A 25,484-nucleotide genomic window follows, 5' to 3' on the forward strand; every position below is an offset into this window, starting at 1 on the left:
TTGGGGTCTGGACGGGGCGCAGAAACACCGGCAGGATCAGACGCATGACTACGTCCATTTTCGTAAACCTGCCCGTCAGCGACCTCGAGGCCTCCAAAGCCTTTTACACAGCACTTGGTTATTCCATCAACCCAAACTTCACCGACGAGACAGCCGCCTGCGTGGTCTTCAGCGACACCATTTACGCCATGCTCCTGACCCACGACAAATTCAGCCAATTCACCAAACAGCCCATCGCAGACACCAAGAACTCGACGGCGGCAATCGTCGCCCTCTCCGCCGACAGCCGCGAATCCGTGGACGCCCTGGCCAGCAAGGCGCTTGAGGCCGGCGGGTCCGAAACGTATGACCCGCAGGATCTTGGCTTCATGTACAGCCGGGCATTCCGTGACCTGGACGGCCACCACTGGGAAGTCCTCTGGATGGACGAAGCCGCAGCGCAGGCTGGCCCGCCGGAGCACTAGCCCAGCGTTACCGCCAGCACCCCGAGCACGACCGCGAGCAGCGGAGTGGTGCCTTGTAGCGTCGCTGCACGGAGATACTTTTTGCCGCTCGCTGCGAGCACCAAGGCTGCCAGGAGCATTGAACCGCAGCTGCTGAAGACAAGGGTCCAGCCGACCTGGGGTGACCCAGCCCAGACGGCGATGATGCCGATGAGTGCGCCGATGGCCAGGAACAGGTTGTAGAAGCCCTGGTTATAGGCAAGGGGTTTGGTGGTCTCGGCGTCAGCCTGCGAGGTGAGGCTGAAACGCTTCCACGTGGCCGGTTTGGTCCAGGTGATGGACTCCATGGTGAAGATGTAAACGTGGAGCAGGGCGGCAATCAGGGCAAAAATCAGGGAGGCCAGGATCATGGTTTGATCCTAGCCTCCCTGATGTACTGTGCCGGTGATACGCCGGGGCTCAGGCGCTAAGCAGTTCCAGCGTGGCGCCCGCGAACATCGCAGCGGAACCGTTCCACCTGGCCAGCAGGCCTTGGAGGTTCTCGCCGTCCGCGCGGTGCGCCGAAGTTTCAGCTTCGAGAGTGGAGAGGATTCCGGTCCGGAGTTCCGTATTGAAGTTGACCTTGCCCACCTGCATGGTCGGCGCCTTTGCAAGCTCGTCTGCCGGAATGCCGGAAGCACCGTGGAGCACCAGCGGCACGTTGGTGTTCGCGGCGACATCCCGGAGCACGTCCCACCTGATGTTCGGCTCGCCCTTGTACTTGCCGTGCACGTTCCCCACCGCAACGGCGAGGAGTTGCGCCCCGGTTCGCTCCACGAAGTCGGCCACCTGTGCCGGGTTGGTGAGCCCCGGTACCGGAGTGCCGGCGTCGTCCGCTGCATCTTCCGCACCGAACGCCTTGTCCTCGTCGCCCGCAAGACCGCCGAGCTCTGCTTCGATCACGACGTCGGATGCACCTTGCGCGTCCAGCGCGGCACGGACTTCGCGGACCAGGGCAATGTTGTCCTCGTAGGGCAAGGACGAACCGTCTGCCAGGACGGCGTCCGCACCTGCAGCCACGGAATCACGGATGACCTGCAAGTCCGATGCGTGGTCGAGCTGCACGGAGACCGGAACGCCGGCGTCATCCGCCAGGCCGCGCAGGGCAGCGATGAGGCGCAGCCCGTTCGGAGTGGAAGCCGTCTTCGGGGCCACCAGCAGGATGACCCCAAGCCGTGCTTCCTCGGCAGCCGAAACAACAGCCAGTGCGGTGGTGAAGTCGTAGCAGGTGAAGGCCGGAACAGCGGAGCCGGAGGCCAGTGCAGAGGTAACCAGGTGGTCGAGTTTGGTGCGCATCAGTGGGCCAGTCCTCCCACCAGGATCCAGGCGACGTACGTCAGTGCGAAGCCGGCCAGGCCCAGGATGGTGGTCAGGACAGTCCAGGTCTTGAGGCCGTCGGACACGGTGAGGCCGTAGTAGCGGATCACGGTCCAGAAGCCTGCGTCAGTCACGTGGGAGAGGCCCAGCGAGCCGAAGCCGATCGCGATGACAATCACGGCGATCTGGGCGGGCGAGTAGCCACCCTCCATGACCGCGGAAGTAAGCAGGCCGGTGGTCGTCACGATGGCGACGGTGGCCGAACCCTGGGCGGCGCGCAGTGCCAAGGAGATGATGAAGCCGAGCACGATCACCGGAAGGCCAAGGCTGTCCAGGGTGTGCGAAAGGGCGGCGCCGATACCGGAGGTACGGAGGACTTCACCGAAGACGCCGCCTGCAGCAACGACCATGAGGATGGACGCGATGGGAGGCAGCGCGCCTTCGAAGATCTCCCCAGTTTCCTTGAGGGACCAGTTGCGGCGGACAGCAAGCAGGAAGAAGGACAGGGCGACGGCGACCAGGAGCGCGAAGAACGGGTTGCCAATGAACGCGGCCACGCCGTACCAGTAGTTGTCCTTGGCGATGGTCAGCGTGCCGACGGTGCCCAGGAGGATCTGGACAATCGGGGCGGCAATCAGGAACATGATCAGGCCGGGACGCGGAGGAGCAATGGCGCGGGCGCCCGGACCTTCGTGGCCAACGTGGACCAGGGATTCGGAACCGAATTCTTCCACCTGCTGCTTCACGCCGGGGAGAAGCTCGTAGTCCTTGCGGTTCATGATGCTGGCAACCCAGTAGGACAGGAATCCGAGCGGGATGCAGATGATGAGCGAGATCATCGTGATGAGTCCGATGTCCGCGCCGAACACTCCGGCGCCGGCCACGATGCCCGGGTGCGGCGGGACTGCAACGTGGATGGACAGCATGATGCCGGCCATGGGCAGGCCGAACTTGATCGGGTGGACGTTCGCGATCTTGGCGAACGCGTAGACGATCGGGACCAGGACGATCACGCCGACCTCGAAGAACACGGGGATGGCCACCAGGAAGCCCACGGCCGTCAAAGCAACAGCAACGCGTTTGGCTCCGAGCTTCTCAGTGAAGTGGGTTGCCAGCGACTGCACGCCGCCGGACACCTCGATCATGCGGCCAAGGATGGCACCGAGGGCGATCAGCAAGGCGACCTTGCCCATGGTGCTGCCAACGCCGGTGGTCACCACGGTGAAGATGTCCTTGAGCGGAATCTGGGCTGCGACGCCCACCAGGATGCTGACGGCCAGGAGGGCGACGAAAGCCTGGATCTTGAAGCGGATGATCAGCACCAGCAGCAATGCGATTCCTGCAGCGGCGATGGTCAGCAGAAGCGGTGTTCCCAGCTCCACTGCGGGCTTGATGGCGGGGGCATCGGCCGCCCGAACCATCAGCGAGTTGACGAGGGGATTCATTGGGGGGTGTCTCCTTTGACATACCAGTCTAGAGAAGACCGGCGGGAGGTGCGACGACGGCGAAGGGGGGACCGCCGTCGTCGCGGGTTCTTTGGTGGGAGTGGTTAGGCGGTGCGCTTGGAGGGCGCAACAACCTTGATGACGGCGGAGTCGTCGGCAGCGGCGAGGCCCTGGGCCTGGCCGAGAAGGTAAAGCTGTTCAGCAGCGGCGGCCACCGGCGCGGCAAGCCCTGCGGCGCGGGTGGCCTTGCCCACGATGCCCATGTCCTTGACGAAGATGTCCAGGCGGCTGAGGACCTCGGCGCCGTCTTCGGAGTAGGCCTCGAGGATGCGCGGACCGCGGTTGGAGAGCATGAAGGAACCAGCGGCTCCGGCTTCGAGGGCAGCGAGGGTCTTGGCTTGGTCGAGGCCCAGCGCATCGGCAAGGGCCATGGCCTCGGCAGCGGCAGCGATGTGCACGCCACAAAGGAGCTGGTTGACGGTCTTGAGTGCCTGGCCGTCGCCGGGCTTGTCGCCCACGATGCTCAGGGTGGAGGCCAGCAGTTCCAGTGCGGGGCGCGCCTTCTCAAGAGCCTCGGGCTCGGCGCCGACAACGATCAGCAGGTCACCTTCGCCGGCACGCTTGGGACCGCCGGACAGCGGAGCGTCAACCAGCGCAACGCCGTACTCTGCAAGCTTTTCCACCGTGGCCGGGATGGCCTCGGTGCCAACGGTGCTGCCAAGGATCACGACGGCGCCCGGCTTCAGTACCGAGGCGACGCCGTTCTCTCCGAAGAGGACATCGTTGAGTTGCTCGCCGTTGCGGACGGCCAGGAGCAGCGCGTCAGCGCCATTCGAAGCTTCGCGGGCGGAAGCGAATGTCTTGATGCCGGCCGCTGCCGCGAGTTCCAGGCGCGGCTCGGCGATGTCGAAGCCGTGGACCGTGAGCTCCGACGCGAGGCGGGTTGCCATGGGCAGGCCCATGGCGCCGAGGCCCAGGACGGTGACGGTGTAGTTGCTGCTGGTCATGGTGTTCTCCGTTGAATGTGTGCGTTTAGAAAGTGGCGCTGAGTTTGCGGGTGACTTGGGTCAGGGATTGGTCGTCGCCCACGTTGCCGGCGAAGACGATGTACGGGATGCCCTTCGCGGGGCCGTCCACCGGCTCCCACAGCGAAACGATGCCCGGGAGCATGGGTCCGCGGACGATTGCGTGGCGGATTTCCAGGCCGTGCGCGGCGACGTCCGAGGACGTGATGCCGCCCTTGGCGATGACGAAGCGCGGCGGGAAGGTCTTCAGCGTCCGGTTCACAACGGCCACGACGGCGGCGGAGACGGTGCGGGCGATCTTCAGGCTCGCTGCGGCGTCGTCGGTTTTGATGAGCAGGCGGCTGGTGTGGACGATCACGTCGCCTTGGTGGAGGGCGTCAACGACGTCGGACACGACGGTTCCGATATAGGCATCGGCTTCGGCTTCGCCCTCGGTTTTGGTTCCGGCAATGAGCTTCTCGACGTCGATCTCGATGGTCCGTGCCGAGCCGTGTGCGGCTTTGAGGTCATTGAGCTGGCGCGTGGTGACGCCTACGTGCGAGCCGACCACGATCAAGCCACCGGTTGTGGAGGGAGTGTTTCCCGCGAAGGCTTCTTCGGAGGTCAGCGCGGTGCGGATTTCCTGGCCGATGCGGCCACGGACGAACGGCGGACCAACACGGTAAAGGAGCTTCTTGCCGCGGCGTTCGGCTTCTTCGAGACCCAAAGCCAGTGCGCGGAAGTCGTTTTCGGTGACGATGTCGGCCACGATCGGGGTGGAGTTGGTGGCGGACTCCAGGGCATCGGCGATGGCCTTGGCGGAGATGGTGGGGTCCTGGGCGGAGGCGCCGGCACGGATGATGTTCAGGTCAAGAACGATCACGTCGCTGGCGGGGAACCGGCCATGCGACTTCTCCTCCACATACTTGGCCATCTCCGAGTTGGCGAAGCCGAAGCTGGCATCCTTGGCGAATTCCGTCTCGGCAACGGGGGTGAGTGTTCCGACGCTTTCTCCGGTGCCGCGCGTGTAGTGCACGCCGCCGATGGTGACGCGGCCGGCGTCGGGGAAAGCGGGAACGATCACCACGCCGTCGGTTGCTTCGCCGGTTTCGGCTGCAACAGTGGCTGCGATGACGTCCGGCTCCAGCGGGTAGTGGCCGCGGAGGGTGGAGTCGCTGCGGCTGACGAAGCCGAGGCGCAGCCGAGGACCAGTACCGTTGCCAGCGGCTGCGGCCAGGGCGTTGCGGACGATTTCCTCGTTGCGGGCGGCGGCTTCTGCCGGGTCCAGGCTGCGGGTGTTGGTGAGGACGTAGACGGCGGGCTTGGTCTGGTTCTCACGGATGTGGGTGAAGGACCAGGTGAAGTCCTCCACTTCCCAGCGCGTGAGGACTGCGAGATCAGCCACGGACTGCGTGCCTGTCGGGTCGTCGTCCAGGACAACCAGCACGCGCGGGGTGGTGGCTGCGGACGCTGCTACGGCGTCGGCCACCAGTTGAGCGGGAATCTGGACTTCCGCCGGGAAGGCGGCCAGAACGTCTGCTTCAAGGGTCACTGTGCACTCCATCGTGGGAAATCTGTGTAGCGGTTGAGTGAATGTAAGATGTCTGACATCTAACATTTGAATGCTAGTGTGACACACGGCTCTTCACCGCGCAAGGTGCCTGCCGTCACTAGGCTGGGTGCATGGCTGACAGCGCGGTGCCGCTTCCCTTCGTGGATGTGCGGATGCCCACGGACGCTGCGGACGAAGTCCCGGCGGTGCTGATCCATGGCTGGGCTTCGGGTTCGATGTATTGGGAACCGCTGGCAGGGAAACTGCTCGACGACGGCAGGCCGGTCTGGATTCTTGACCTTCCGGGCTACCACCCCGAAGACGAATTACCCGATGAGCATGAGTGGACACTGGACTCCGCAGCAGCCTCGGTTGCTGCGGCACTTGACGGTCGGGGAGCCGGTCCGGTGCATCTCGTGGGGCACTCGATGGGCGGAAGCGTCTCCCTGGCCTTGGCGGCAGCCCGGCCCGATCTGGTTGCCACGGTGACTTTGGTGGGCATGGTCCCCGCGCCACAGAACGAGGGATTCAAGAACTTGCTGGTTTCGCAGCTGGAGCAGGGATTTTTCGACGCCGGCACCAAGGCGAAGCTGATGAACGCTTGGTACGGGGAACTGGCCGGGGACGACATGGAGCGGCTCAGCAAAGGCTTCGACGCACCGTTCGCGGTTCTGGCCGCGAGCGGGTTGGCGGCAATGACCGGCGTCGAGCCTTCAGTGCCCGGGCGCGTCCACGCGCCCTTGCTGGTCATCGCCGGGACCGGGGACCGCGTGCGGTCCATCGAGCAAATGGCGGCCTTCGTGGACGCCAGCCCAAATCGGCACCTGAAGGCCATTCCCGGAGCGGGTCACAGCGTCCACTGGGAGCAGCCGCAAGAATGCGCCGACACACTGCACGAATTTTGGAGAACGAGCTGGCCACCGCCAGCGTAAGATGTCTGACAACCATCCCGCCCCGGGGGAAGATCCACGGGGCGTCGGGCGGTCCGGAGTACAGGAAATGGGGATACATGGCACGCAAGTCGCTGGTCGGCGTCGTGGCTGATGAGCTGCTGGACCGGATCATCGCTGGCGAGTTTCCGCCTGGAACGGTGGTCCCTGGAGAGTTGGAGCTCAGCGCCAAGCACGAGGTAAGCCGCATGACCGTGCGTGAGGCCATGAAAACCCTTGAGGCGCAGCGAATCCTGAGCGTCGAGCGGGGCCGCGGAACCTTTGTGAATCCCCTGAACCAGTGGGCATCGCTGGAAGCCGTGCTGCGTGCTGCGTCTGAGGGAACCAAGGACGCTGCTGCGGCGATCCAGCTCATTGAGCTCCGTCGGATGCTCGAAACCGGTGCGTGCGAACTCGCGGCGGAGCGCATCTCAGACGACGAGCTGGTTGCGCTTAAGGAACACGTTGAAAAAATGCAGGCAGCCCATGAGGCCAACGACCTCGCAGCTTTTGTGGAGGCAGACCTCGCCTTCCACGACGTGATCCTCCACGCTTCGGGCAACGTGTTCGTGGCCGTCCTGTTTGAGCCGCTGCACCGGGTCCTCGAGGCCAGGCGCACCGAGACCTCGGCGTTCCCGGAAATCCAGGAACACGCGATCGGCCATCATCGGAAAATTGCTGCCGCATTGGAGTCACGCAATCCCAACGACTCGCGTCTCGCCATGGACGCCCATATGCAGCAGACGCTGGATGACCTGAAGACGTACGTACTGGAGGCCTAGCTAGCGGCGCAGGCTCTCGCTCGGCAACTCGCCGAAGGCTTTGACGTACAGCGCGGAGAACCGCCCTTGGTGCGTGAAGCCGCAGAGTTCCGCGATGGCCGTGACCGTCTGCTCGCGCGGGCTTGCTTCCAGCAGCATCTCGTGGGCGCGATCCAGCCGGATACTCCGCAGCAGCTCCGACGGCGTCGCACCGGCCTCTGCCCGCAAGGCCGTCTGCAGCGTGCGGATCGAAACCCCCAGGCACTCGGCGATGTCCGGGACAGTCAGTTCTTCAAAAGCGTGCTTTTCCAACAGTTCGCGACACTCGCGGACCAGGCGGCTTTCGGAATCCGCGTCCCGGGTCCCGCTACCGGGTAGTTCCATCGCCATCAGCAACCGCGACACCATGCTGTCCGCCAACAACCCCTGCACAAACGCGGGGGCTGCGGACTGCGGCTGGCTGATCATGTCGTCATGAAGTTCGACGACGGACCTCAAGAAGGCGCGACCGGCGGCACCCGTGAGGTCCATGCCATAGCCAAGGGCCACGGGGCTCTCGCCGCCGTTCAACTGCCCGGCTACGCGCTCCAGCGCTGAGCGCCGGACGTAGACGATCAGGTGCGGGCTACCGCCGTCCCAGCTCATGGAAAATGGCCGGTCGATGGGCGGAACCGTGGCCAAACGTGGGCTGGAGTCAACAATGCTTGAGCCAACTTGCATGGATGCGTGGCCTGCCAACGGGATCTGGACAAGGTGGAAATCCTGCAGGCCCTCAGGGTCAATCCGAACGTCCGCGCCGTAGTCAAGGAACTCTATCCCCACGTCGCCACGGTGCAGGGATCGCAGCTTCATGTCCACTGACGACTGCCTCGTCCGTGGCGCCAGTTCGTGGCTGCAGAACAGCTCGGCAATTTTGGCGTGTGCTTCGTCCACGTCGGTAGTGGCCGTCGTCGGCCGCCCCCGCAGAACGTCCCGGGGAAGAATCCTCACCATCCGACACCTACTTCACAGGTCTTTTCGCTTTTCGGATGATCCCCGCGTCGAGCGGATATTCCGGAGTGCAGCGGCTGTCTAGAGTCGCTTTTAAGACAAGTATGACGCAGCTCACAAAACCATAACAACCAAGGAAGCGGGGTGAGGACAAGTGAAGAACATCAAGCTCGTGCACGACCGGCGCGAAGAATGGGATCGGAACCATTTCGAGCTCTGGGCGGCGGAGCTCCAAGCCAAGGACACCCGACTCACCTCCGCGGCTTGGGTCGGTTGGCACGAAGAAGAGGAAGACCCTGCGCAATTCGGATGACCCCTGCGCCAAGTGGATATTCCAAGTGGGAAGCGACTGCCTAGAGTCGCATTCAGGAAGATTATGACGCGCGTCATATTTTCGTAACAGCTAATCCGCGATGAAAGGGTCTGGTTATGTCAGCACTCGAAGGCAGGACAGCAATCGTCACTGGCGGGGCAACCAAAGTGGGCCACGGCGTGGTGACCGCCCTGCGCGACGCCGGAGCCACGGTGGTGATTGCGGACATAGTTCCCGACGGCGAATCGCTCACCGCCGGACTGGGCGACGGAATCCACTACTCCCACACGGACATCACCGACGACGCCGCCGTGAACGCTCTCCTGAGCGGGACGGTAGCCCAGCACGGCGGCCTGGACATCCTGGTGAACCTAGCCTGCACCTACAAGGATGACGGAGCCGCTTCCGGTCGCGCCGACTGGCTCGAAGCCCTCAACGTGAACCTCGTGAGCGCAGTAGTGGCAAGCAACGCAGCCCGCCCCTACCTCAAGGCCTCCGGGCACGGCGCCATCATCAACTTCACCTCGATCTCCAGCTCGATCGCCCAAACCGGCCGCTGGCTGTACCCGGCCAGCAAGGCCGCCTTGGTCCAGATCACGCGCAGCATGGCCGTGGACTTCGCGGAAGACGGCATCCGGGTCAATTCCGTGAGCCCGGGCTGGGTATGGAGCAACATCATGGACACCCTCAGCAACGGAAGCCTCGAAAAGACCGATTCCGTGGCCGCCCCGTTCCACGCCCTCAAGCGCGTAGGCCGGCCACATGAGGTGGGTGACGTCGTCGCGTTCCTTGCGAGCGACCAGGCCAGCTTCGTCACCGGGGCAGATTGGGCGGTCGACGGCGGCTACTCCGCACTGGGTCCGGAACGCGCCGAAGAAACCATTCCGCTGCTGGCCGCCAACTAGCACCACGCTTCACCACAACTTCCACCAGAGAGAAGGGCAACACCATGACGCAACGCCACATCACCATCGTCGGGGCCGGCCAGTCCGGACTGCAGCTGGGCATCGGCCTGCTGGACGCCGGATTCCAGGTCACCACCATCTCCAATCGCACGCCGGAAGAAATCCATGAAGGCAAAGTGGCCTCCAGCCAATGCATCTTCCACAACGCGCTGGAGCACGAGCGGGCGCTGGGGCTGGACTTCTGGCCTGACGCCCCCACCGTGGACGGCATCTCGTTCACCATCCCCCACCCCGAGCTGCCGGGCGAGAAGGCGATCAGTTGGGCCTCCCGCCTGGACCACCACGCCAAGTCGATCGACCAGCGGGTGAAGTTCCCGCGGTTCATGGAGGAGTTCACGGCACGCGGCGGGGAGCTGGTCTTCGAAGACGCAGGCGTGGAAGAGCTGGAAAAGTACACGCAGAACTCGGATCTGGTCATTGTGGCCGCCGGCAAGGGCGAGATCGCCCAGCTGTTCACCCGCGACGCCGAACGCAGCACCTACGATGCCCCGCAGCGAGCCCTGGCCTTGACGTATGTCAAGGGCTTGAAGCCCCGCGAGGACTATTCAGCCGTTTCGTTCAACCTCATTCCGGGCGTTGGCGAGTACTTCGTGTTCCCCGCGCTCACCACCACCGGACCGTGCGAAATCATGGTCTTCGAAGGCGTGCCCGGCGGCCCGATGGACACATGGAAGGGCCTCACCCCGGAAAAGCATCTGGAGAATTCCAAGAACATCCTGAAGACCTTCCTGCCGTGGGAAGCCGAGCGGGCCACTGATGTGGAACTGACCGATGCCAATGGTGTCCTCCAGGGCAGGTTTGCCCCGACCGTCCGCCACCCGATTGCCACGCTGCCGAGCGGCCGGCAGGTACTGGGCCTGGCCGACGTCGTGGTCTTGAACGATCCCATCACCGGACAGGGGTCCAACAATGCGAGCAAGTGCGCGGCGTCATATCTGGACAGCATCATCCAGCACGGTGGTGCGGTTTTCGACGCACCGTTCATGCAGGCGACGTTCGAGCGCTATTGGGATTACGCGCAGCACGTTGCACACTGGACGAATGCCCTCCTGGCCCCGCCGCCGCCCCATGTCCTTGAACTCCTGGGCGCCGCGAACAGCGAGCCGGACATCGCGCACCGCTTCGCCAACGGCTTCAACCATCCTCCGGAATTCCAGGATTGGTTCATGTACCCGGACAAAGCCGCCAACTACCTTGCGAGCCTTTCTGCCGCCAAGGTTTCGTAGCACAACCCTGCTAATAAGGACTCAATCATGCGAAAGATAGCAATCGTGGGGGCCGGGGAATCCGGCGCCCAGCTGGCTTTGGGCCTGCAACGGGACGGCTACGCGGTAACACTCTTGTCCGACCGTTCCGCGGCCCAGATCCGCACCGGCAAGGTCATGTCCAGCCAGTGCATGTTCTCCACAGCCCTCGACGCCGAGGCCCAATTGGGGACAGCGCTCACGGAATTCTACGGGTCCGGATCAGTACCGGAGATCGACTCCATCCAGTTGCGCGTGGAAGCCGACGAACCCATCGAGTGGCAAGCTCCCTTGGACGGGCCCGCCCGTTCCATCGACCAGCGGATCAAGAGTGCCCTGTGGATCGAGACCTTCGTGTCCAACGGCGGCGACTTCCGGATCGAGAAGGTCACCCCACGCATGCTCGAAGAGCTGGCCCGCGACTACGAACTCGTCATTGTGAGCACTGGCAAGGGCGAGATCGGCCAGATCTTCCCGCGCGACAAGGCGAAGTCGCCCTTCGACCGGCCGCAGCGCGTTCTGGCACTGAACTACGTCAAGCCCGACGGCGGTGCTGCCGCCGGCGCCACCGACGCGTCACCCGACAGCAACCCCAGCGGCGGCGACGCCATCCGCATGTCCATGGCACCCGGCGTCGGCGAGTTCTTCACGTTCCCAGGCCTGACCGTCTCCGGCCCCTGCCGCATGATGGTGTTCGAGGGCGTGGTGGGTGGCCCCATGGACCGTTGGACCGACGTCGGGACCCCAGAAGAGCAACTCGGGCGATCACTGGAGATCCTGCGCGAGCACTTCCCGCACGAGGCAGAAAACTTCGCCACCGCGGAACTGACCGATAGCGGCGCCACGCTCCTGGGACGCATCACGCCCACGGTAAGATCCGCCGTCGGGGAACTTGGGAACGGCAGTCTGGTCTTCGGCCTGGGCGACGCCGTGCTCCTCAACGATCCCCTCACCGGGCAAGGTTCCAACAACGCCACGCTGGCCGCCAAGTACTACCTTGATTCGATCGTTCGCCGTGGCCAGCAGCCTTTTGACCGCGCCTGGATGGAGCGGACATTCGACGAGTTCTGGCGTGGTTGGGGTCAGTGGGCGGTTGAGTGGACCAACGATCTGCTCAAGCCGCGCAGGGACCACCAGAAGACACTGCTGCGCGAGGCTGCGGAGCATCCGGCATTGGCAGCGAGCATTGTGGGCGGGTTCGATGATCCGCGGACGTCGTACCCTTGGTGGTTCGATCCCACTGCAGCAGCGGACTCCATGCAGGCCCGCAAAGAAGAAGACACGTCGGTTTTCGACGTCCGTGATTTCAGGGGCGCGTTGGGCCAGTTCGCCACGGGGGTTACCGTGGTGACCACTGTTGCCGCCGACGGCCGGAAGGTGGGAATGACCGCGAATTCCTTCACGTCAGTCTCCATGGAACCGCCACTGGTGCTGTGGTGCCCCAGCAAGCGCGCACCAAGCCTGGGCGACTTCGAGGATGCCACGCACTTCGCCATCAACATCCTGGCCAGCGACCAACACGTCCTGTCCCGTCAGTTCGCAACGCCGGCAACCGACAAATTCGCCGGGACGGAGACAACCGAGGGCATCGCCGGCGTCCCGCTGTTGGACGGCGCCGTGGCCACTTTCCAGTGCCGCACGGTCTCCCGGCATGACGCCGGCGACCACGTCATCTATGTGGGTGAAGTGGAGAGCTACAACTACGACGGCGGCGCTCCCCTGGTGTTCCACGCCGGCAAATACCACGCCACCGCCAGCCACCCGGATTTCTAGTTTTGAAAGGAGCGGATATGGACCATTCCGTTGATGTCGCAATCATTGGCTCGGGCATCAATTCCCTGGTCGCGGCAGCCGAGTTGGCCCTGGACGGGAAGCGCGTGTGCATTATCGAGCGTGCGGACCGGCTGGGAGGCTTCATCCACTCCTCGGAGCGGACCCTGCCGGGCTTTGTCCACGACTCCTTCTCTTCCTGGCATCCTCTGTTCGTGTCAGGCGGCGCGTACTCGGCGTTGGGCAAGGAGCTGCACGCCAGGGGGCTGGAATACTGCAACACCACCAGCGAGGTGACGGCGAGCGTTGCTGCGGACCCCGCCACGGGAGCCCAACGCGTGGTGATCGCTCACCGGGATCCGGCTGAAACAGCCGCCGCGTTCAAGATTCCGGGCGACCAGGCCGCCTATCTGGCCATGCTTGACGACCTCGGCCGGAACTCCGGCACGGTTTTCGGGGCGTTCGGGGCAGAACTTCGATCGTTTGGGGAGGTCGCGAAAATCGCCTTCGGGGCCGTCCGACGCGGGCGTTTCTCCGGGACAGAGGCTTTTGTCCGTGACTCGGTGATGAGCGGACGGAACTACGTACGGAGCCGCTTCGATGGCTGGGAAGCTGACCAGCTGTGGTCCCCCTGGCTCTTGCATGCAGGGCTGGGCCCGGACCAGGCAACAGGCGGGGTGATGTTGCCGGTGATGGCCATGAGCATGCACGGCTTCGGGCTGCCGGTGGTGAAGGGCGGGGCTGCGCAGTTTGTGGCCGCTTTTGAGTCTCTGATGCGGGACAACGGGGTGCGGATCCTGCTGGGCGCTGAGGCGGAGGAGATCCTGGTTTCGGGCACAACTGTAACGGGGGTCCGGACCTCGCAGGGCAGTCTTTCAGCCGGTACCGTGCTGGCCAACGTCTCTCCCCAAGCACTCTACGGACACCTTCTCAGCCAGCCGCCGGCCGGAACCGCCGCGGCTGCCGAACGCTACCAGAACGGCCGTGGTGCGATGCAGATCCACCTCGCCTTGAATAAGCCCGTGGAGTGGCTCGATCCCCGGCTCAACCGGGTTCCGCTGGTTCACATCAGCAACGGTTCGGACAGCACAGGTATTGCGTGCGCCCAGGCCGAGGCCGGCCTGCTGCCCAGCGAGCCCACGGTGGTGGTGGGCCAGCAGTGCGTCCTGGATCCATCGCGGGCACCGGAAGGCAAGGCCACGCTGTGGCTGCAGCTGCAGGAATTGCCGTTCACCCCGGTGGGAGACGCTGCCGGAGAACTTTCGGTTGAGGATGGGTGGACCGACGAACTGAAGCAGGGCTACCTGGAGCGCGTTCTAGCCCGGCTGGAGCATTTCGCCCCTGGCACCCGGGCTACGGTCCTGGCCTCGGACATCATCGCCCCGACGGATCTGTTCGCCGCGAACCCCAACGCAGTGAACGGCGACCCCTACGGAGGCTCCGCCGAGCTCTTCCAGAACCTCCTCTGGCGGCCCTTCCCGCAGGCAGCGGGACACCGGACTGCCATCCAGGGGCTCTGGCATATCGGCGCCTCAACCCACCCGGGCCCCGGACTGTCAGGCGGTTCCGGGCACCTGGTGGCCCAAAAACTGACCACACAGCCATCCCGTTTTTCCCGTTTTCAAGCAGCACTGAAACCAAGCAAGCGATAGGAGAACAATGTCTGTTCTGGCCGGGCTCACTGCAGCCCTTTCGAGCGGTTCGGTGGAGATCATCGACCTCACCACGCCCCTGAGTTCCGAAACCCCCATCCTGAACCTGCCGCAGCCGTTCGCGAACACGGTGGGCTTGTCCGTCTCGCCCGTGAGCAATTTCGACGACGCCGGCCCGGCCTGGGCGTGGAACGACGTAACCGTGGGCGAACATGCCGGGACGCACCTGGACGCTCCGGTGCACTGGATCACGGGCAAGGACGGCAAGTCCGTGGACCAGATCGAGCCGCAGCGACTGGTTGGTCCCGTTGTGGTGATCGACAAGACCGCAGAAGTTGCCGCGGACCCGGATTTCCTCCTCGAACCGGAGCACTTCGAACAGTGGCAGGAAGAGCACGGCGCCCTCCCCGGGAACTGCTGGATCATCTTCCGGACCGGCTGGGCGGCCCGCGGCACCGACGCCGCGGCTTTCGCCAACGCGGACGACGCCGGACCCCACACACCGGGGGTCTCCGCGGCAGGTGCCAAGTGGCTCGCCGGCAACGCCTCCATCAGCGGTTTCGGTGTTGAAACCGTGGGCATCGACGCCGGCCAGGCTGGTGCCCTGGATCCGATGTTCCCCGTCCACTCATTCCTGCTCGGAGCGGACAAGTACGGCGTCACCTCGCTGCGGAACGTGGACCGGCTCCCCGTCACGGGCGCCACGCTGGTGGTTGCTCCCTTGCCGATCGTCGGCGGCACGGGCAGCCCGAGCCGGGTATACGCGTTGGTGGAAAAAGCATGAGTGAACAGGTTAGGGTTTCGGCCCTGGTGGGCAGGACGCTGGCCAAGCTCGGCGTCGGCCACGTGTTCGGTGTAGTGGGCAGCGGCAACTTCGACGTCACAAGCACCCTCATGGCCGAAGGTATCCCGTTCACCGCCACCCGGCACGAGGGCGGCGCCGCAACCATGGCAGACGCCTTTTCCCGGATGTCAGGCAAGGTTGGCGTGATCACCACGCATCAGGGCTGCGGGCTGAGCAACGCCATCACGGGGATCGGGGAGGCAGCGAAGGGCCGTACCCCAATGATCGTCCTGACTGCCGACACCCAAGCTGCCGCGATCAGGTCCAACTTCAAGATCGACCAGGATGCCTTGGCCCGGAGCGTCGGCGCCGTCGCGGAACGGATCCACTCCCCCGCCACAGCTGTCGCGGACACCGCCAGGGCTTTCCGGACCGCAGTGAACGAGCGCCGCACGGTTGTCCTGAGCTTGCCGCTGGACGTCCAAAGTGCCACCGCTGCGGACGAGGTGGGTACCGTCGTCGTGCCTCAAGCTTTGAAGGTTCGCCCGGATGCTGCCGCCATTGGGCAACTGGTGGCGCTGATTTCCGCCGCCGAACGGCCGGTTTTCGTGGCCGGACGGGGCGGACGGGGCGCCCGGGACGAAATCCTGGAGCTGGCGCACCATGCGGGGGCGCTGGTGGCGACGTCTGCTGTGGCAAACGGGCTGTTCAACGGCGACTCCCACAACCTCGGTATCTCCGGAGGTTTCTCCTCCCCGCTGACCGCCGAGTTGATCAGCGATGCGGACCTGATCGTGGGGTGGGGCTGCGCCTTGAATATGTGGACCATGCGGCATGGGCGGCTGATATCCGCCGTCGCGAACGTGGTGCAGATCGACGTTGAGGATTCCGCGCTGGGCGCGAACCGGCCCATCACCCTCGGGCTCCTGGGCGACTCGGCGCTGACGGCCGCCGACGCGTTGGAGGCATTGCGCGCCGTGCAGCCGGAGCCCGCCGAAAAGTACCGCACCGAAGCCAACGCCCTGGCCATCAAGCAGGGTTCGCGGTGGCGGGACGTTTCCACAGAAGACCTCTCTACGGCGACGTCCATCGATCCGCGCGTCCTTAGCCGCGAACTCGACTCCATGCTCCCCGCAGAGCGGATCGTGGCCGTCGATTCGGGCAATTTCATGGGCTATCCCAGCCAGTATCTTGCTGTGCCGGACGAGTTCGGTTTCTGCTTCACCCAAGCGTTCCAGGCGATCGGGTTGGGACTGTACACGGCGATCGGGGCCGCCTTGGCGCAACCGCACCGGCTGCCGGTCCTCGGCGCCGGAGATGGTGGATTCCTCATGGGCATCAGCGAACTGGAAACCGCCGCCCGGCTGAAACTGCCGCTGGTGTGCATCGTGTACAACGACGCCGCGTACGGAGCCGAGGTCCATCACTTCGCCTCGGAACATACAGAAGCAGACCTCTCCAGCGTGGTCTTCCCCGACACCGACATCGCCGCGATCGCCCGCGGCTTCGGGGCCGAAGGCGTGACCGTCCGGAACGTAGCCGACCTCGAAGCGATACGCCCGTGGATCGCCGCCTACGAAGCCGGAACGCAGGACCGCCCCTTGGTCATCGACGCGAAGATCGCTTCCGACGGTGGCTCGTGGTGGCTGGCTGAGGCGTTCCAGGGCCACTAAGCGCGGGCAGCCCAACCAGGTCGCAGCAGAGCGCGTTTTGAGCTCTGAAAACGCGCTCTGCTGCTACTTACATGGGTGGGTTACGCGTCCACGTCCGTGTTGACGATGTACACGTCGCACGGAGCACCGTGTGCCACGCTGTTGGCGATGCTGCCCAGGACACGGCCGAGGCCCTTCATGCGCTTGTTGCCGACCACGATCAGCGAGGCATTGTTGGTCTCTGCGTAGTTGATCAGGGCATTGGCCGGAGTGCCGCGGGCTGCGAAGTACTTGACGCTGCCACCGGGGACGTCCAGTTCTTCGGAAACCTTGCGGGCGACGTATTCTGCGGAGTCTGCCGACGAGACGGTGATGCGGTCGCTGCCGCTGCCGAATTCTTCGATGCGGTCATCGGAGAAGCCGCTGATCACGTGCAGCTCGGCACCGAGAGCCGTGGCGAGCTTCGCTGCTGCAACTGCTGCGCGCTTGGCAGTCTCACTGTTGTCAACGCCGACGACAATAACTTCTGACATGAGTACTCCTGGTTGTGGGGATTCGCTGGGTGCTGCTGCAAGAAATCTACACTCACCAGCAAGGACTCGGGCGAAAGCCGGGCCAAAGGGACTCTGGCCGCGCGGACATCAGTGGGCTAATCTGCATGGACGGCCTGCCTTGCGGGCCGGTTTCCAGAGATTCAGGGACCGATGATGAGGAGCACCATGGCTGGCCACACATATAGCGTTTCCGAAATTGTAGGAACTTCCACCGAGGGCGTTGACGACGCGATCAAGAACGGCATCGCGACAGCCTCCCAAACCCTTCGGAACCTGGACTGGTTTGAGGTCAAGGAGATCCGTGGCCACCTGGAGGACGGCGCAGTGGCCGACTGGCAGGTGACCATCAAGCTTGGGTTCCGCCTGGAGCGCTGAACCCCTCTACGCGAGTTGACAGTTAATGCCAATGTTTCTGGAAAACATTGGCATTAACTGTCGTCTCGGCGAGCGGGTTCGGGGACCGGGGCTTGGGTGCCAACCTCACCAAAGCTGAGCAGCGTCAAAGCGTCCGACGACGGCGAACCAGCCTTCGCGGAATAGACCCGGAGGAGCTGGTCGGGGTCGTCCGGGAGACTCAGGGTTTCGAAGTTCAGTTCCAGGTCCCCCACCACCGGGTGGTGCAACCGGACCGTACCAGCGGAGCGCGAGGCAACCCTGTGCCCGGCCCACCACTGACGGAAATGATCGCTGTGGACGGCGAGTTCGCCCACCAATTGATTGGTTTGGGGATCATTGGGGTGCCGGCCCACGTCCATGCGCAGCGCCCCAACGGCCTCGGCTGCCACGGTCTTCCAATCCCTGAACAGCGCCCCGGCCGAGGGGTCCAGGATGATCCATCGCGTCAGGTTCCGCTCGGGTGCAGGCAGCACCGAGAAATCGGTAAAGAGCAAATGAGCCAGCCGGTTTCCGGCCAGGACATCCGCGCGCCGGCCCAACACCATGGCAGGAACATCTCCGACGGCGTCCAGCAGCTGCCGCAACGCAGGCCTCACCTTTTGCACGGGTCCGGGGTTGCCCGCAGAGCTGGCGCAGTGCTCCAGCAGATCCATCATGTGTGCCTGTTCCCCTGCGTCCAGGCGCAATGCCCGTGCCACGGAATCCAGGACAGCCCTGGAGGGGTGGATGTTGCGGCCCTGCTCAAGGCGCGTGTAGTAGTCGGTGCTCACGCCGGAAAGGCGTGCCACCTCTTCGCGGCGGAGTCCGGGCACGCGGCGGGCGCCGCTGGACTCCTGCGCTCCGGCGTCTTCGGGTGAGAGGCGGGCACGCATGACTTTGAGGAATTTTCCGAACTCGGCGCTTTGACCCATCCGTCTATTCTGCCGCTGCAGGTGTGTGAAAGACCATCATTGTGGGTAGGACTGCCAGACCTAGGAAAAACAGGATCAGGTTGGATTGCTGACTCTGCCGCCAAAACTGCATAGGCTCAGTACAGAGCCTCCGAAAACGCTTTCTGGAAACCAGGAAGACGGAGTGTCACCGCCATAGCCATCCCGTCGAAGGAGACCGTCATGCCAGAGCTGACATTGAATAACGGCGTCACCATCCCCCAGCTCGGATTTGGTGTTTTCCAAGTACCTGCGGACGAAACGCAGAAGGTCGTGGAAGATGCCTTGGAAGCCGGCTACCGTCACATCGACACCGCCGCTGCCTACCGAAACGAAGCCGGTGTTGGCGCCGCCGTCGCGGCCTCGGGCATTCCCCGCGAAGAACTTTTCATCACCACCAAACTCCGCAACGGCGAGCAAGGCGAGGCCTATGACGCCTTCCAGCGCAGCCGGGACGCCTTGGGCCTTGAGGTCATCGACCTCTACCTGATCCACTGGCCCGTACCATCCCAAGGCCTTTTCACACAGGCCTGGAAGGAGATGGAGAAGCTGTACCAGGACAAGCAGATCCGGGCCATCGGCATCTCCAACTTCCTCTCGGACCACGTGGACACGCTGCTGAAGGAAGCAGAAGTGGTGCCTGCCGTGAACCAGATCGAAGTCCACCCGACGTTCCAGCAGGCCGAACTGGCCAGCAAGTGCCGTGATTTGGGAATCGCCGTTGAGGCGTACAGCCCGCTCGGCCAGGGCAAGGACTTGAATGCCGAGCAGGTGGCCCTCATTGCAGCTGCCCACGGCACCAGTCCTGCACAGGTCATCCTGGCCTGGCACCTCGCCCAGGGAACCATCGTGATTCCCAAATCCGCAGACTCCACCCGCATGCGCGAGAACTTTGGCGCGGCCGACCTCAGCCTCACCGACTCCGAACTGGCAGCAATAACGGCACTTGAGGCGGGCGCCCGCATCGGTTCCGATCCCGCCGTCGCCGCTTTCACGCAGCTCTAAGCTCCCGAACAAAAGCAAAGGACTCAACAGCCATGCAGTACACCCACCTTGGCCGCTCCGGCCTGAAAGTCTCCCGCCTCTGCCTGGGCACCATGAACTTCGGCCCCCAGACGGATGAAGCAACAGCCCACTCGATCATGGACTCCGCACTGGATTCCGGCATCAACTTCTTTGACACCGCCAACGTGTACGGCGGAACCGGCCACCGTGGTTGGACCGAGGAAATCATCGGCCGCTGGTTCGCGAAGGGCGGCGAGCGCCGCGAGCGGACAGTCCTGGCTACCAAGTTGTACGGCACCATGACGGACCGGCCCAACGAGTCCAAGTTGTCAGCATTGAATATCAGGCGCGCACTTGATGCGAGCCTGAAGCGCCTGCAGACGGACTACATCGATATCTACCAGTTCCACCACATCGACCGCGATACCCCTTGGGACGAGATCTGGCAGGCCATCGAGGTTGCCGTTCAGCAGGGCAAGATCCTGTACTCGGGCAGCAGCAACTTTGCCGGCTGGCACATCGCCCAGGCCCAGGAAGCTGCCCGCCGAAGGAACTACACCGGCTTGGTCAGCGAGCAGTCCATCTACAACCTCTTCCGGCGTGAACTTGAGCTTGAGGTGATTCCGGCGGCCCAGCAGTATGGGCTTGGGTTGATCCCGTGGTCGCCGCTGCAGGGTGGCCTGCTGGGGGGCGTTCTCAAGAAAGAAGAGCAGGGCGTTCGCCGCGTCGAGGGCCGGGCACTCGAAACCCTGAAGAAGCATGAGGACCAGATCCGCCAGTACGAGGATTTCGCGGACGAGCTCGGCCACGCGCCCGGTGATGTCGCGCTGGCATGGTTACTTCACCAGCCTGCAGTGACGGCACCCATCGTTGGGCCACGCACGCAGGAGCAGCTGGACGCAGCCATCCGGGCACTCGACGTCTCGCTGAACGAGGACGCCCTCAAACGCCTCGACGACATCTTCCCGGGCCACCGTCCTGCTCCCGAGGATTACGCCTGGTGAGCACCCTCATCCAGGGCAGCCTCCTCCCGCAGGCGGACACCGTCTCGCCGCGGAACATCTTGTTCATGGCGGGACCGGGGTCATCAGTGCGGCGGCGGCTGAACGCGCCGTCGCGCTGGGCCACCGGCTGACCATCCTCACCAGGGGACGGTCGGCCGGGCGGCCGGTTCCGGACGGCGCCGAGGTCCTCCACGCAGACATCCGGGACGCCGAAGCGGTGCGCGAGGTACTGCAAGGCAGGGAGTTCGACGCCGTTGCGGACTTCATCTCCTTCACACCGGATCAGGCCCTGGCCGGCTTGGAAATGTTTCGAGGTCGAACAGGGCAGTACGTGTTCATCAGTTCCGCTTCGGCGTACCAAAAACCGCCAACAACGCTGCCGATCAGGGAATCGACACCGCTGAAGAATCCGTTCTGGCAGTACTCCCGAGACAAGATCGCCTGCGAGGAGCTCCTGTTCGAGGCATACCGGGAGGAGGACTTCCCGGTGACTGTGGTGCGGCCGTCCCATACCTATGACCGCACCAAGATCGCGATGGTGGGCGGTTGGACCGACATTCACCGCCTGCGCGCCGGGATGCCCGTCCTGGTTCACGGTGACGGAACCTCGCTGTGGACACTGACGCACAGCAGGGATTTCGCCAAGGCATTTGTCGGCCTGCTGGGCAGGCCACAGGCAGCGGGCGAGAGTTACACGATTACCTCGGACGAGTTCCTGCCGTGGGACCAGGTCTATCGACTCTTTGCCCGCGCGGCCGGCGTCGCGGAGCCCGAACTGTTTCACGTTTCCTCCGAGACCATAGCCGCCCATAGCCCGGAACTGGGCCCCAACCTGCTGGGCGACCGCTCCCACTCCGTGGTGTTCGACAACTCCAAGATCAAGGCGCTGGTTCCTGATTACCGGGCAACCATTCCGTTCGCGGACGGTGCCAGGGAGATCATCGAGTGGCATGACACCCACCCTGAGCTGCAGGTAGTGAAAGAGGAGTTCATGGAGTTGAGCGATCGGCTGTATGACTGGTCGCGAAGATAGCTGTTGCCAAGCAGCAAGCGGTCAGCGTAGAAACAGAGAAACCCAGAGGAGACCAAGCCATGACACTTGCCCCACTCATCGAGCTCAATGATGGCTTCAAGATCCCGCAACTGGGACTCGGCACGTGGCCGTTGAATGATTCCGAGGTTGCGGACGCCGTAGTTGAGGCCGTGTCACACGGCTATCGGCACGTGGACACTGCCAAGAAGTACGGCAATGAGAAGGGGGTCGGCAACGGTATCCGGGCCTGCGGAGTGGCTCGCGAAGAACTCTTCATCACCACCAAACTGGACGGCGAATTCCATGGCTCCGGCAAGGCCATTGCCGGACTGGACGGGTCGCTGGAGCGCCTCGGGCTGGAGTACGTTGACCTGCTCCTGATCCACTGGCCGCTCCCGCGTCGCGACGAGTTCGTCTCCACGTGGAAGACCTTCGAGGAACTGCAAGCCTCGGGCAAAGTGCGCTCCATTGGCGTCTCCAACTTCAAGCCTGCGCACCTGGACCGTTTGTTCTCGGAAACCAGCGTTGTGCCGGCAGTCAACCAGATTCAGGTCAGCCCTTCCATTCCCCGGTCGGTCGCCCGGTCCTTCAACGAACAGCACAGCATCGTCACGGAGTCCTACAGCCCGTTGGGTGCCAGCAGCGATCTGCTCAACGCCCCTGTGTTGTCCAGCATCGGTGGGAAGTATGGAAAGACGCCGGGCCAGGTAGTGCTCCGCTGGCATGTCCAGCAGGGACTCGTTGCCATCCCCAAGACAGCCAATCCACAGCGGATGCAGGAAAACCTGGACGTCTTCGACTTCGAACTGGACCAGGACGACCTCACCAAACTGCAGACCCTCGACGGCGGACCTGACGCGGGCGTCGACTCGGACGTTCAGGGGCACTGACGCATGGCAGCAAGAGACGCAGGAACCCTGATCTGGGTGGGCTGCTACACAGCCGACAGGAACGGCCACGGACAAGGAATCACTGCGCTCTCGGCAGATGAAGATGGCCAGCTTACGTCCGTTGGCTTGGCCATCGAGGCCAATTCACCGTCGTTCCTCGCCCTGCACCCCACCGTCCCCGTTATCTATGCTGCTGCCGAGGAAGGCAAGACAGTGCGCGCCTATCGCCGGACAGGCGACGCCGAACTGGAGGCGTTCGGCGAACCCTGGCCGGCAGGTGACGCCACCTGCCACGTTGCCGTGGATCCCCAAGGCCGGTTTGTTGTGGCCACGTGCTGGGGCGATGGACAGGTCATCCTCTACGAACTGGACGACGACGGCGCCATTACGTCGCGCACAAGCGCGGCAGCCGCCGTCGATCCCCACTTCACAGCACCCACCGACCGCGAGCGGCCCAGCCGTGCCCACTCCAGCCTCATGCTTCCCGACGGAAGGGTCATGACAACCGATCTGGGGCATGACTTGGTTCGCGTGTGGAAGTACGTGCCGGGCGAGGGCCTGCAGCCTGACCATCAGGTGGTGCTGCCCAAGGGCTCGGGACCGCGGCACATGGCGCGGCACCGCAGCGGAACGGTGTTTGTGGACACGGAATACTCTGTGGAGGTGGCAGCGGTTCGGATGGAGCCGGACGGCACATACGAACTCACCGCAATTGTTCCGGCCAGCATCAACAAGCCGTTCGACGGCGACTCGGGCGCGGAAATCGCGCTGTCGCCGGACGGTCGATTCGCCTACATGGGCGTCCGGGGCTCCAACCGGATCTGCGTGCTGAAGGTGACCCACGACGGGAAGCAACTCGAGCCCCTTGCCGACGTTCCTTGCGGCGGCGACTGGCCTCGCCACCACCTGGTCCGCGAAGACTGGCTGTACGTCGCGCATGAGCGGTCCAACGACGTCGTGAGCTTCAAACTCGACCCCGCAACCGGGCTGCCGGACGGACCCGTCAGCCGGGTAGGGACGGGCTCACCCAGCGTGCTGGTTCCCGCCGGTTAAATGCCGCCGAGACGGCATTTAATGACAATCATCCGCTCAGACATTGTCATCATTTGCCATCTCGGCGAGTCTTTTTAGACGGACCAGACCTGGACGTCGTCCGTGCCACAGATCAGCTTGCGGCCCGTCGGTTCCAGGACCACCCACAGCAGTTCCTGGTGCTTGGAAACGTCGTCAACGCGGCCCGTGCCGGCGCCCCACGCGACGTCGTAGATCCACACGGGATCCCCGGAGCTAAGCTCGGACCACTCCGCGGCCGGGACGTGCCGGTAGTCGGCGGGCCGGTTCAGGATGGAGCTGGTCACGCTGAAACTTCGGCAGCAGTGCGGCGCCGCCAGACAGTAGCGACTCCGTTGTGGGCAGGCAGCAGGTGGCCTTCCGGGAACACCTGAACGGCGTCCGGATCGGAGTCCGGGCTCCACAGGCCCGACGCCGGGCAGTGGGAACCGGTCGGCATGACGCGGGTGGCTCGTTCGCGCAGGAGGGCGATGCTCTTCATCGTTGAAACTCATCCTTGGGAGTAGATCGGGGCGCTGCGTGGTGTGAAGCAGATCTCTTCAACCCTATGCAAGTCACAACGGCTTTGTTATGGACGGATGCATAACATTTTCGCGCAGCGCCATGCATCAGCACAGTGGTATTTCCCCGCTAACCCAAGTAGGTGACAGCAAACGTCGCTCTGAACCGTCAGTGCGCCGTTTACTGTCACCTATGTGGACTACTTGTAGCTGAGGCTCAGGAGCAAGCTCTTCAGTTGGGCGTACTGCGTGGTGCCCATCCAGGCCTTGGCGGCTTCAGGGGTAGCGAAGGCTGGGTTCTTGGTGGCATCAAACTGAACGTAGGCGCTCATGATGCCGTTGGGAACCCGGACCTGGTTGGTGCCGGAGGAGCTGATACCGGCCTTGAGTTCCGACGAGAGCCGCGCATCCATGATGTACGTCGGAGGACCGTCGACCGGTCCCGTTTGTGGTGAGGGCATTCCCTCGTAGGGGGGACCTTCGTACGGAACGTACTGCGACTGGTACGAGGAGAAACCGAACTCCACCAGCTCACCTGAAGTGGCGCGAACACCGGGAACCACTGCCCTGTCGAGGATGGTTCGGTCCACCAACCCCCCGGTACCATCGCCATAATTGCCGTTGAATATCACGGCGACCTCAGTGCCAGAGCTGTCCAAGACCTTGGCGATGGTGGACGCAGCCTTGTCCGCCTCCGTCGCGTATGGCCCCGGTTCCGTTTTGACGCTCCAACCGACCGGGTACGTGAAGGAAAGGTGGCCGTCCGGGAAGGTGAATGTCTGACTCGTCGGCACCTGAACCGGTGGTACCACGGGTGCGGTGGTGGCCGCCGCGGGGATGGTGGGAGTCGGCGCCTGGGTGGGGGCGGTCGTCGGAGTCGCCTCCGGAGTGGCCGACGGCGTCGCGGTCGGCGTCGGCGTGAGGGACACGCTGGGTGACGGGTTCGCTTCTGTCGGCGTGACAGACACTGCCGGCGCTGGAGCAGTCGTCAGCGGCCCGAAGTTGGCCGCCACAAGGACGCCCGCAGTCACCGCCGCAGCACCGAGCAGCAGTCCACCAGCGATCCGGGCTTTGCGGCGCCTTCGGTCCTCCAGGGAGACCACGGCGGCTGCCGGATTGTTGTCACTGAAAACCCGCGGCCCAGTGAGCATGCGGGCCAAGGCTTCTTCGGCGTTGGCCTCAGCAGGCTCGTTCGCCAGTGGGTCGGTCGCGGAAACCAGGTTCTTGATCGGATCCATTTTC

26 protein-coding genes and 1 pseudogene are annotated in these 25,484 nt (G+C 64.0%); 16 read left to right on the top strand and 11 right to left on the bottom strand.

Features of this window, described 5'->3' with window-relative positions; all coding sequences use genetic code 11:
* Positions 1–44: 44 nt before the first annotated feature.
* Positions 45–464, top strand: a complete 420-nt coding sequence (locus tag GVL04_RS11650) for a VOC family protein (protein WP_159704289.1) — start codon at positions 45–47, stop codon at positions 462–464.
* Here GVL04_RS11650 and GVL04_RS11655 read toward each other — a convergent pair.
* From GVL04_RS11655 to GVL04_RS11675, 5 genes are all read right to left on the bottom strand, one after another.
* Positions 461–853: a DUF1304 domain-containing protein gene (locus tag GVL04_RS11655; protein WP_159704292.1), complete on the bottom strand. Its 393-nt coding sequence runs from the start codon at positions 851–853 to the stop codon at positions 461–463. The genes GVL04_RS11650 and GVL04_RS11655 overlap by 4 nt on opposite strands.
* Before the next feature lie 49 nt (positions 854–902).
* The gene (locus GVL04_RS11660) at positions 903–1,778 is read right to left on the bottom strand and encodes a class II fructose-bisphosphate aldolase (protein WP_159704295.1); all 876 of its coding nucleotides are present in this window, start codon (positions 1,776–1,778) and stop codon (positions 903–905) included.
* Entirely contained in the window at positions 1,778–3,244 is a 1,467-nt protein-coding gene (locus GVL04_RS11665) for a GntP family transporter (RefSeq protein ID WP_159704298.1), read from the bottom strand. Before GVL04_RS11665 ends, GVL04_RS11660 begins: the two co-directional genes overlap by 1 nt.
* 104 nt (positions 3,245–3,348) lie before the next feature.
* A complete protein-coding gene (locus GVL04_RS11670; protein ID WP_159704301.1) occupies positions 3,349–4,251 on the bottom strand; it encodes an NAD(P)-dependent oxidoreductase in 903 nt (300 codons plus the stop codon).
* Positions 4,252–4,276: 25 nt separating this feature from the next.
* On the bottom strand, positions 4,277–5,800 hold the full coding sequence (locus tag GVL04_RS11675) for a four-carbon acid sugar kinase family protein (protein ID WP_159704304.1): 1,524 nt from the start codon (positions 5,798–5,800) through the stop codon (positions 4,277–4,279).
* A gap of 131 nt (positions 5,801–5,931) precedes the next feature.
* Here GVL04_RS11675 and GVL04_RS11680 point away from each other — a divergent pair, with 131 nt between their 5' ends.
* Together GVL04_RS11680 and GVL04_RS11685 are read left to right on the top strand one after the other, a co-directional pair.
* Positions 5,932–6,732: an alpha/beta fold hydrolase gene (locus GVL04_RS11680; RefSeq protein WP_159704307.1), complete on the top strand. Its 801-nt coding sequence runs from the start codon at positions 5,932–5,934 to the stop codon at positions 6,730–6,732.
* A gap of 77 nt (positions 6,733–6,809) precedes the next feature.
* Positions 6,810–7,511: a FadR/GntR family transcriptional regulator gene (locus GVL04_RS11685; protein WP_159704310.1), complete on the top strand. Its 702-nt coding sequence runs from the start codon at positions 6,810–6,812 to the stop codon at positions 7,509–7,511.
* Here the strand turns inward: GVL04_RS11685 and GVL04_RS11690 are convergent, their stop codons facing one another.
* Entirely contained in the window at positions 7,512–8,483 is a 972-nt protein-coding gene (locus tag GVL04_RS11690; protein WP_159704313.1) for an AraC family transcriptional regulator, read from the bottom strand. It abuts the gene before it with no gap.
* Positions 8,484–8,634: 151 nt separating this feature from the next.
* Between GVL04_RS11690 and GVL04_RS24515 the strand changes: the two genes are divergently transcribed.
* The 7 genes from GVL04_RS24515 (at position 8,635) to GVL04_RS11720 (ending at position 16,881) form a co-directional block, all read left to right on the top strand.
* Positions 8,635–8,793 (top strand): hypothetical protein, encoded by a 159-nt coding sequence (locus GVL04_RS24515; protein WP_200846826.1) that lies wholly within the window; start codon positions 8,635–8,637, stop codon positions 8,791–8,793.
* Positions 8,794–8,909: 116 nt separating this feature from the next.
* Positions 8,910–9,698: an SDR family oxidoreductase gene (locus tag GVL04_RS11695; RefSeq protein WP_159704316.1), complete on the top strand. Its 789-nt coding sequence runs from the start codon at positions 8,910–8,912 to the stop codon at positions 9,696–9,698.
* Positions 9,699–9,742: 44 nt separating this feature from the next.
* Entirely contained in the window at positions 9,743–10,984 is a 1,242-nt protein-coding gene (locus GVL04_RS11700; RefSeq protein WP_159704318.1) for a styrene monooxygenase/indole monooxygenase family protein, read from the top strand.
* A 27-nt stretch (positions 10,985–11,011) separates the two neighbouring features.
* Positions 11,012–12,775: a flavin reductase gene (locus GVL04_RS11705; protein WP_159704320.1), complete on the top strand. Its 1,764-nt coding sequence runs from the start codon at positions 11,012–11,014 to the stop codon at positions 12,773–12,775.
* Between the two features lie 17 nt (positions 12,776–12,792).
* A complete protein-coding gene (locus tag GVL04_RS11710) occupies positions 12,793–14,424 on the top strand; it encodes an NAD(P)/FAD-dependent oxidoreductase (protein WP_159704323.1) in 1,632 nt (543 codons plus the stop codon).
* Between the two features lie 7 nt (positions 14,425–14,431).
* Positions 14,432–15,208 (top strand): cyclase family protein, encoded by a 777-nt coding sequence (locus tag GVL04_RS11715; protein WP_159704326.1) that lies wholly within the window; start codon positions 14,432–14,434, stop codon positions 15,206–15,208.
* On the top strand, positions 15,205–16,881 hold the full coding sequence (locus GVL04_RS11720; protein ID WP_159704329.1) for a thiamine pyrophosphate-binding protein: 1,677 nt from the start codon (positions 15,205–15,207) through the stop codon (positions 16,879–16,881). The genes GVL04_RS11715 and GVL04_RS11720 overlap by 4 nt, the downstream gene beginning before the upstream one ends.
* An 80-nt stretch (positions 16,882–16,961) precedes the next feature.
* Here the strand turns inward: GVL04_RS11720 and GVL04_RS11725 are convergent, their stop codons facing one another.
* A complete protein-coding gene (locus tag GVL04_RS11725) occupies positions 16,962–17,393 on the bottom strand; it encodes a universal stress protein (protein ID WP_159704332.1) in 432 nt (143 codons plus the stop codon).
* 186 nt (positions 17,394–17,579) lie between these two features.
* Here GVL04_RS11725 and GVL04_RS11730 point away from each other — a divergent pair, with 186 nt between their 5' ends.
* Entirely contained in the window at positions 17,580–17,789 is a 210-nt protein-coding gene (locus tag GVL04_RS11730) for a dodecin (RefSeq protein WP_011773002.1), read from the top strand.
* Positions 17,790–17,842: 53 nt separating this feature from the next.
* On the opposite strand, the gene GVL04_RS11735 is transcribed toward GVL04_RS11730, so the two are convergent.
* On the bottom strand, positions 17,843–18,721 hold the full coding sequence (locus GVL04_RS11735; protein WP_159704335.1) for a helix-turn-helix transcriptional regulator: 879 nt from the start codon (positions 18,719–18,721) through the stop codon (positions 17,843–17,845).
* Between the two features lie 201 nt (positions 18,722–18,922).
* Between GVL04_RS11735 and GVL04_RS11740 the strand changes: the two genes are divergently transcribed.
* The 5 genes and pseudogenes from GVL04_RS11740 (at position 18,923) to GVL04_RS11760 (ending at position 23,724) form a co-directional block, all read left to right on the top strand.
* Positions 18,923–19,744, top strand: a complete 822-nt coding sequence (locus GVL04_RS11740) for an aldo/keto reductase (protein WP_159704338.1) — start codon at positions 18,923–18,925, stop codon at positions 19,742–19,744.
* A 32-nt stretch (positions 19,745–19,776) separates the two neighbouring features.
* On the top strand, positions 19,777–20,748 hold the full coding sequence (locus GVL04_RS11745) for an aldo/keto reductase (protein ID WP_159704341.1): 972 nt from the start codon (positions 19,777–19,779) through the stop codon (positions 20,746–20,748).
* Positions 20,745–21,781 (top strand): annotated as a pseudogene (locus tag GVL04_RS11750) (NAD-dependent epimerase/dehydratase family protein). Before GVL04_RS11745 ends, GVL04_RS11750 begins: the two are co-directional and overlap by 4 nt.
* A 59-nt stretch (positions 21,782–21,840) precedes the next feature.
* The gene (locus tag GVL04_RS11755; RefSeq protein WP_159704344.1) at positions 21,841–22,671 is read left to right on the top strand and encodes an aldo/keto reductase; all 831 of its coding nucleotides are present in this window, start codon (positions 21,841–21,843) and stop codon (positions 22,669–22,671) included.
* Positions 22,672–22,674: 3 nt separating this feature from the next.
* On the top strand, positions 22,675–23,724 hold the full coding sequence (locus tag GVL04_RS11760) for a beta-propeller fold lactonase family protein (protein WP_200846827.1): 1,050 nt from the start codon (positions 22,675–22,677) through the stop codon (positions 23,722–23,724).
* A 74-nt stretch (positions 23,725–23,798) separates the two neighbouring features.
* On the opposite strand, the gene GVL04_RS11765 is transcribed toward GVL04_RS11760, so the two are convergent.
* The 3 genes from GVL04_RS11765 to GVL04_RS11775 form a co-directional block, all read right to left on the bottom strand.
* A complete protein-coding gene (locus tag GVL04_RS11765) occupies positions 23,799–24,029 on the bottom strand; it encodes a hypothetical protein (RefSeq protein WP_159704347.1) in 231 nt (76 codons plus the stop codon).
* Positions 24,026–24,223, bottom strand: coding sequence for a hypothetical protein (locus GVL04_RS11770; RefSeq protein ID WP_090823937.1), 198 nt, complete (start codon positions 24,221–24,223; stop codon positions 24,026–24,028). Before GVL04_RS11770 ends, GVL04_RS11765 begins: the two co-directional genes overlap by 4 nt.
* A 219-nt stretch (positions 24,224–24,442) precedes the next feature.
* A complete protein-coding gene (locus tag GVL04_RS11775) occupies positions 24,443–25,480 on the bottom strand; it encodes a hypothetical protein (RefSeq protein WP_159704350.1) in 1,038 nt (345 codons plus the stop codon).
* Positions 25,481–25,484: the final 4 nt, after the last annotated feature.

It is taken from the genome of Arthrobacter sp. 18067 (assembly GCF_902706295.1).
Classification (GTDB): domain Bacteria; phylum Actinomycetota; class Actinomycetes; order Actinomycetales; family Micrococcaceae; genus Arthrobacter.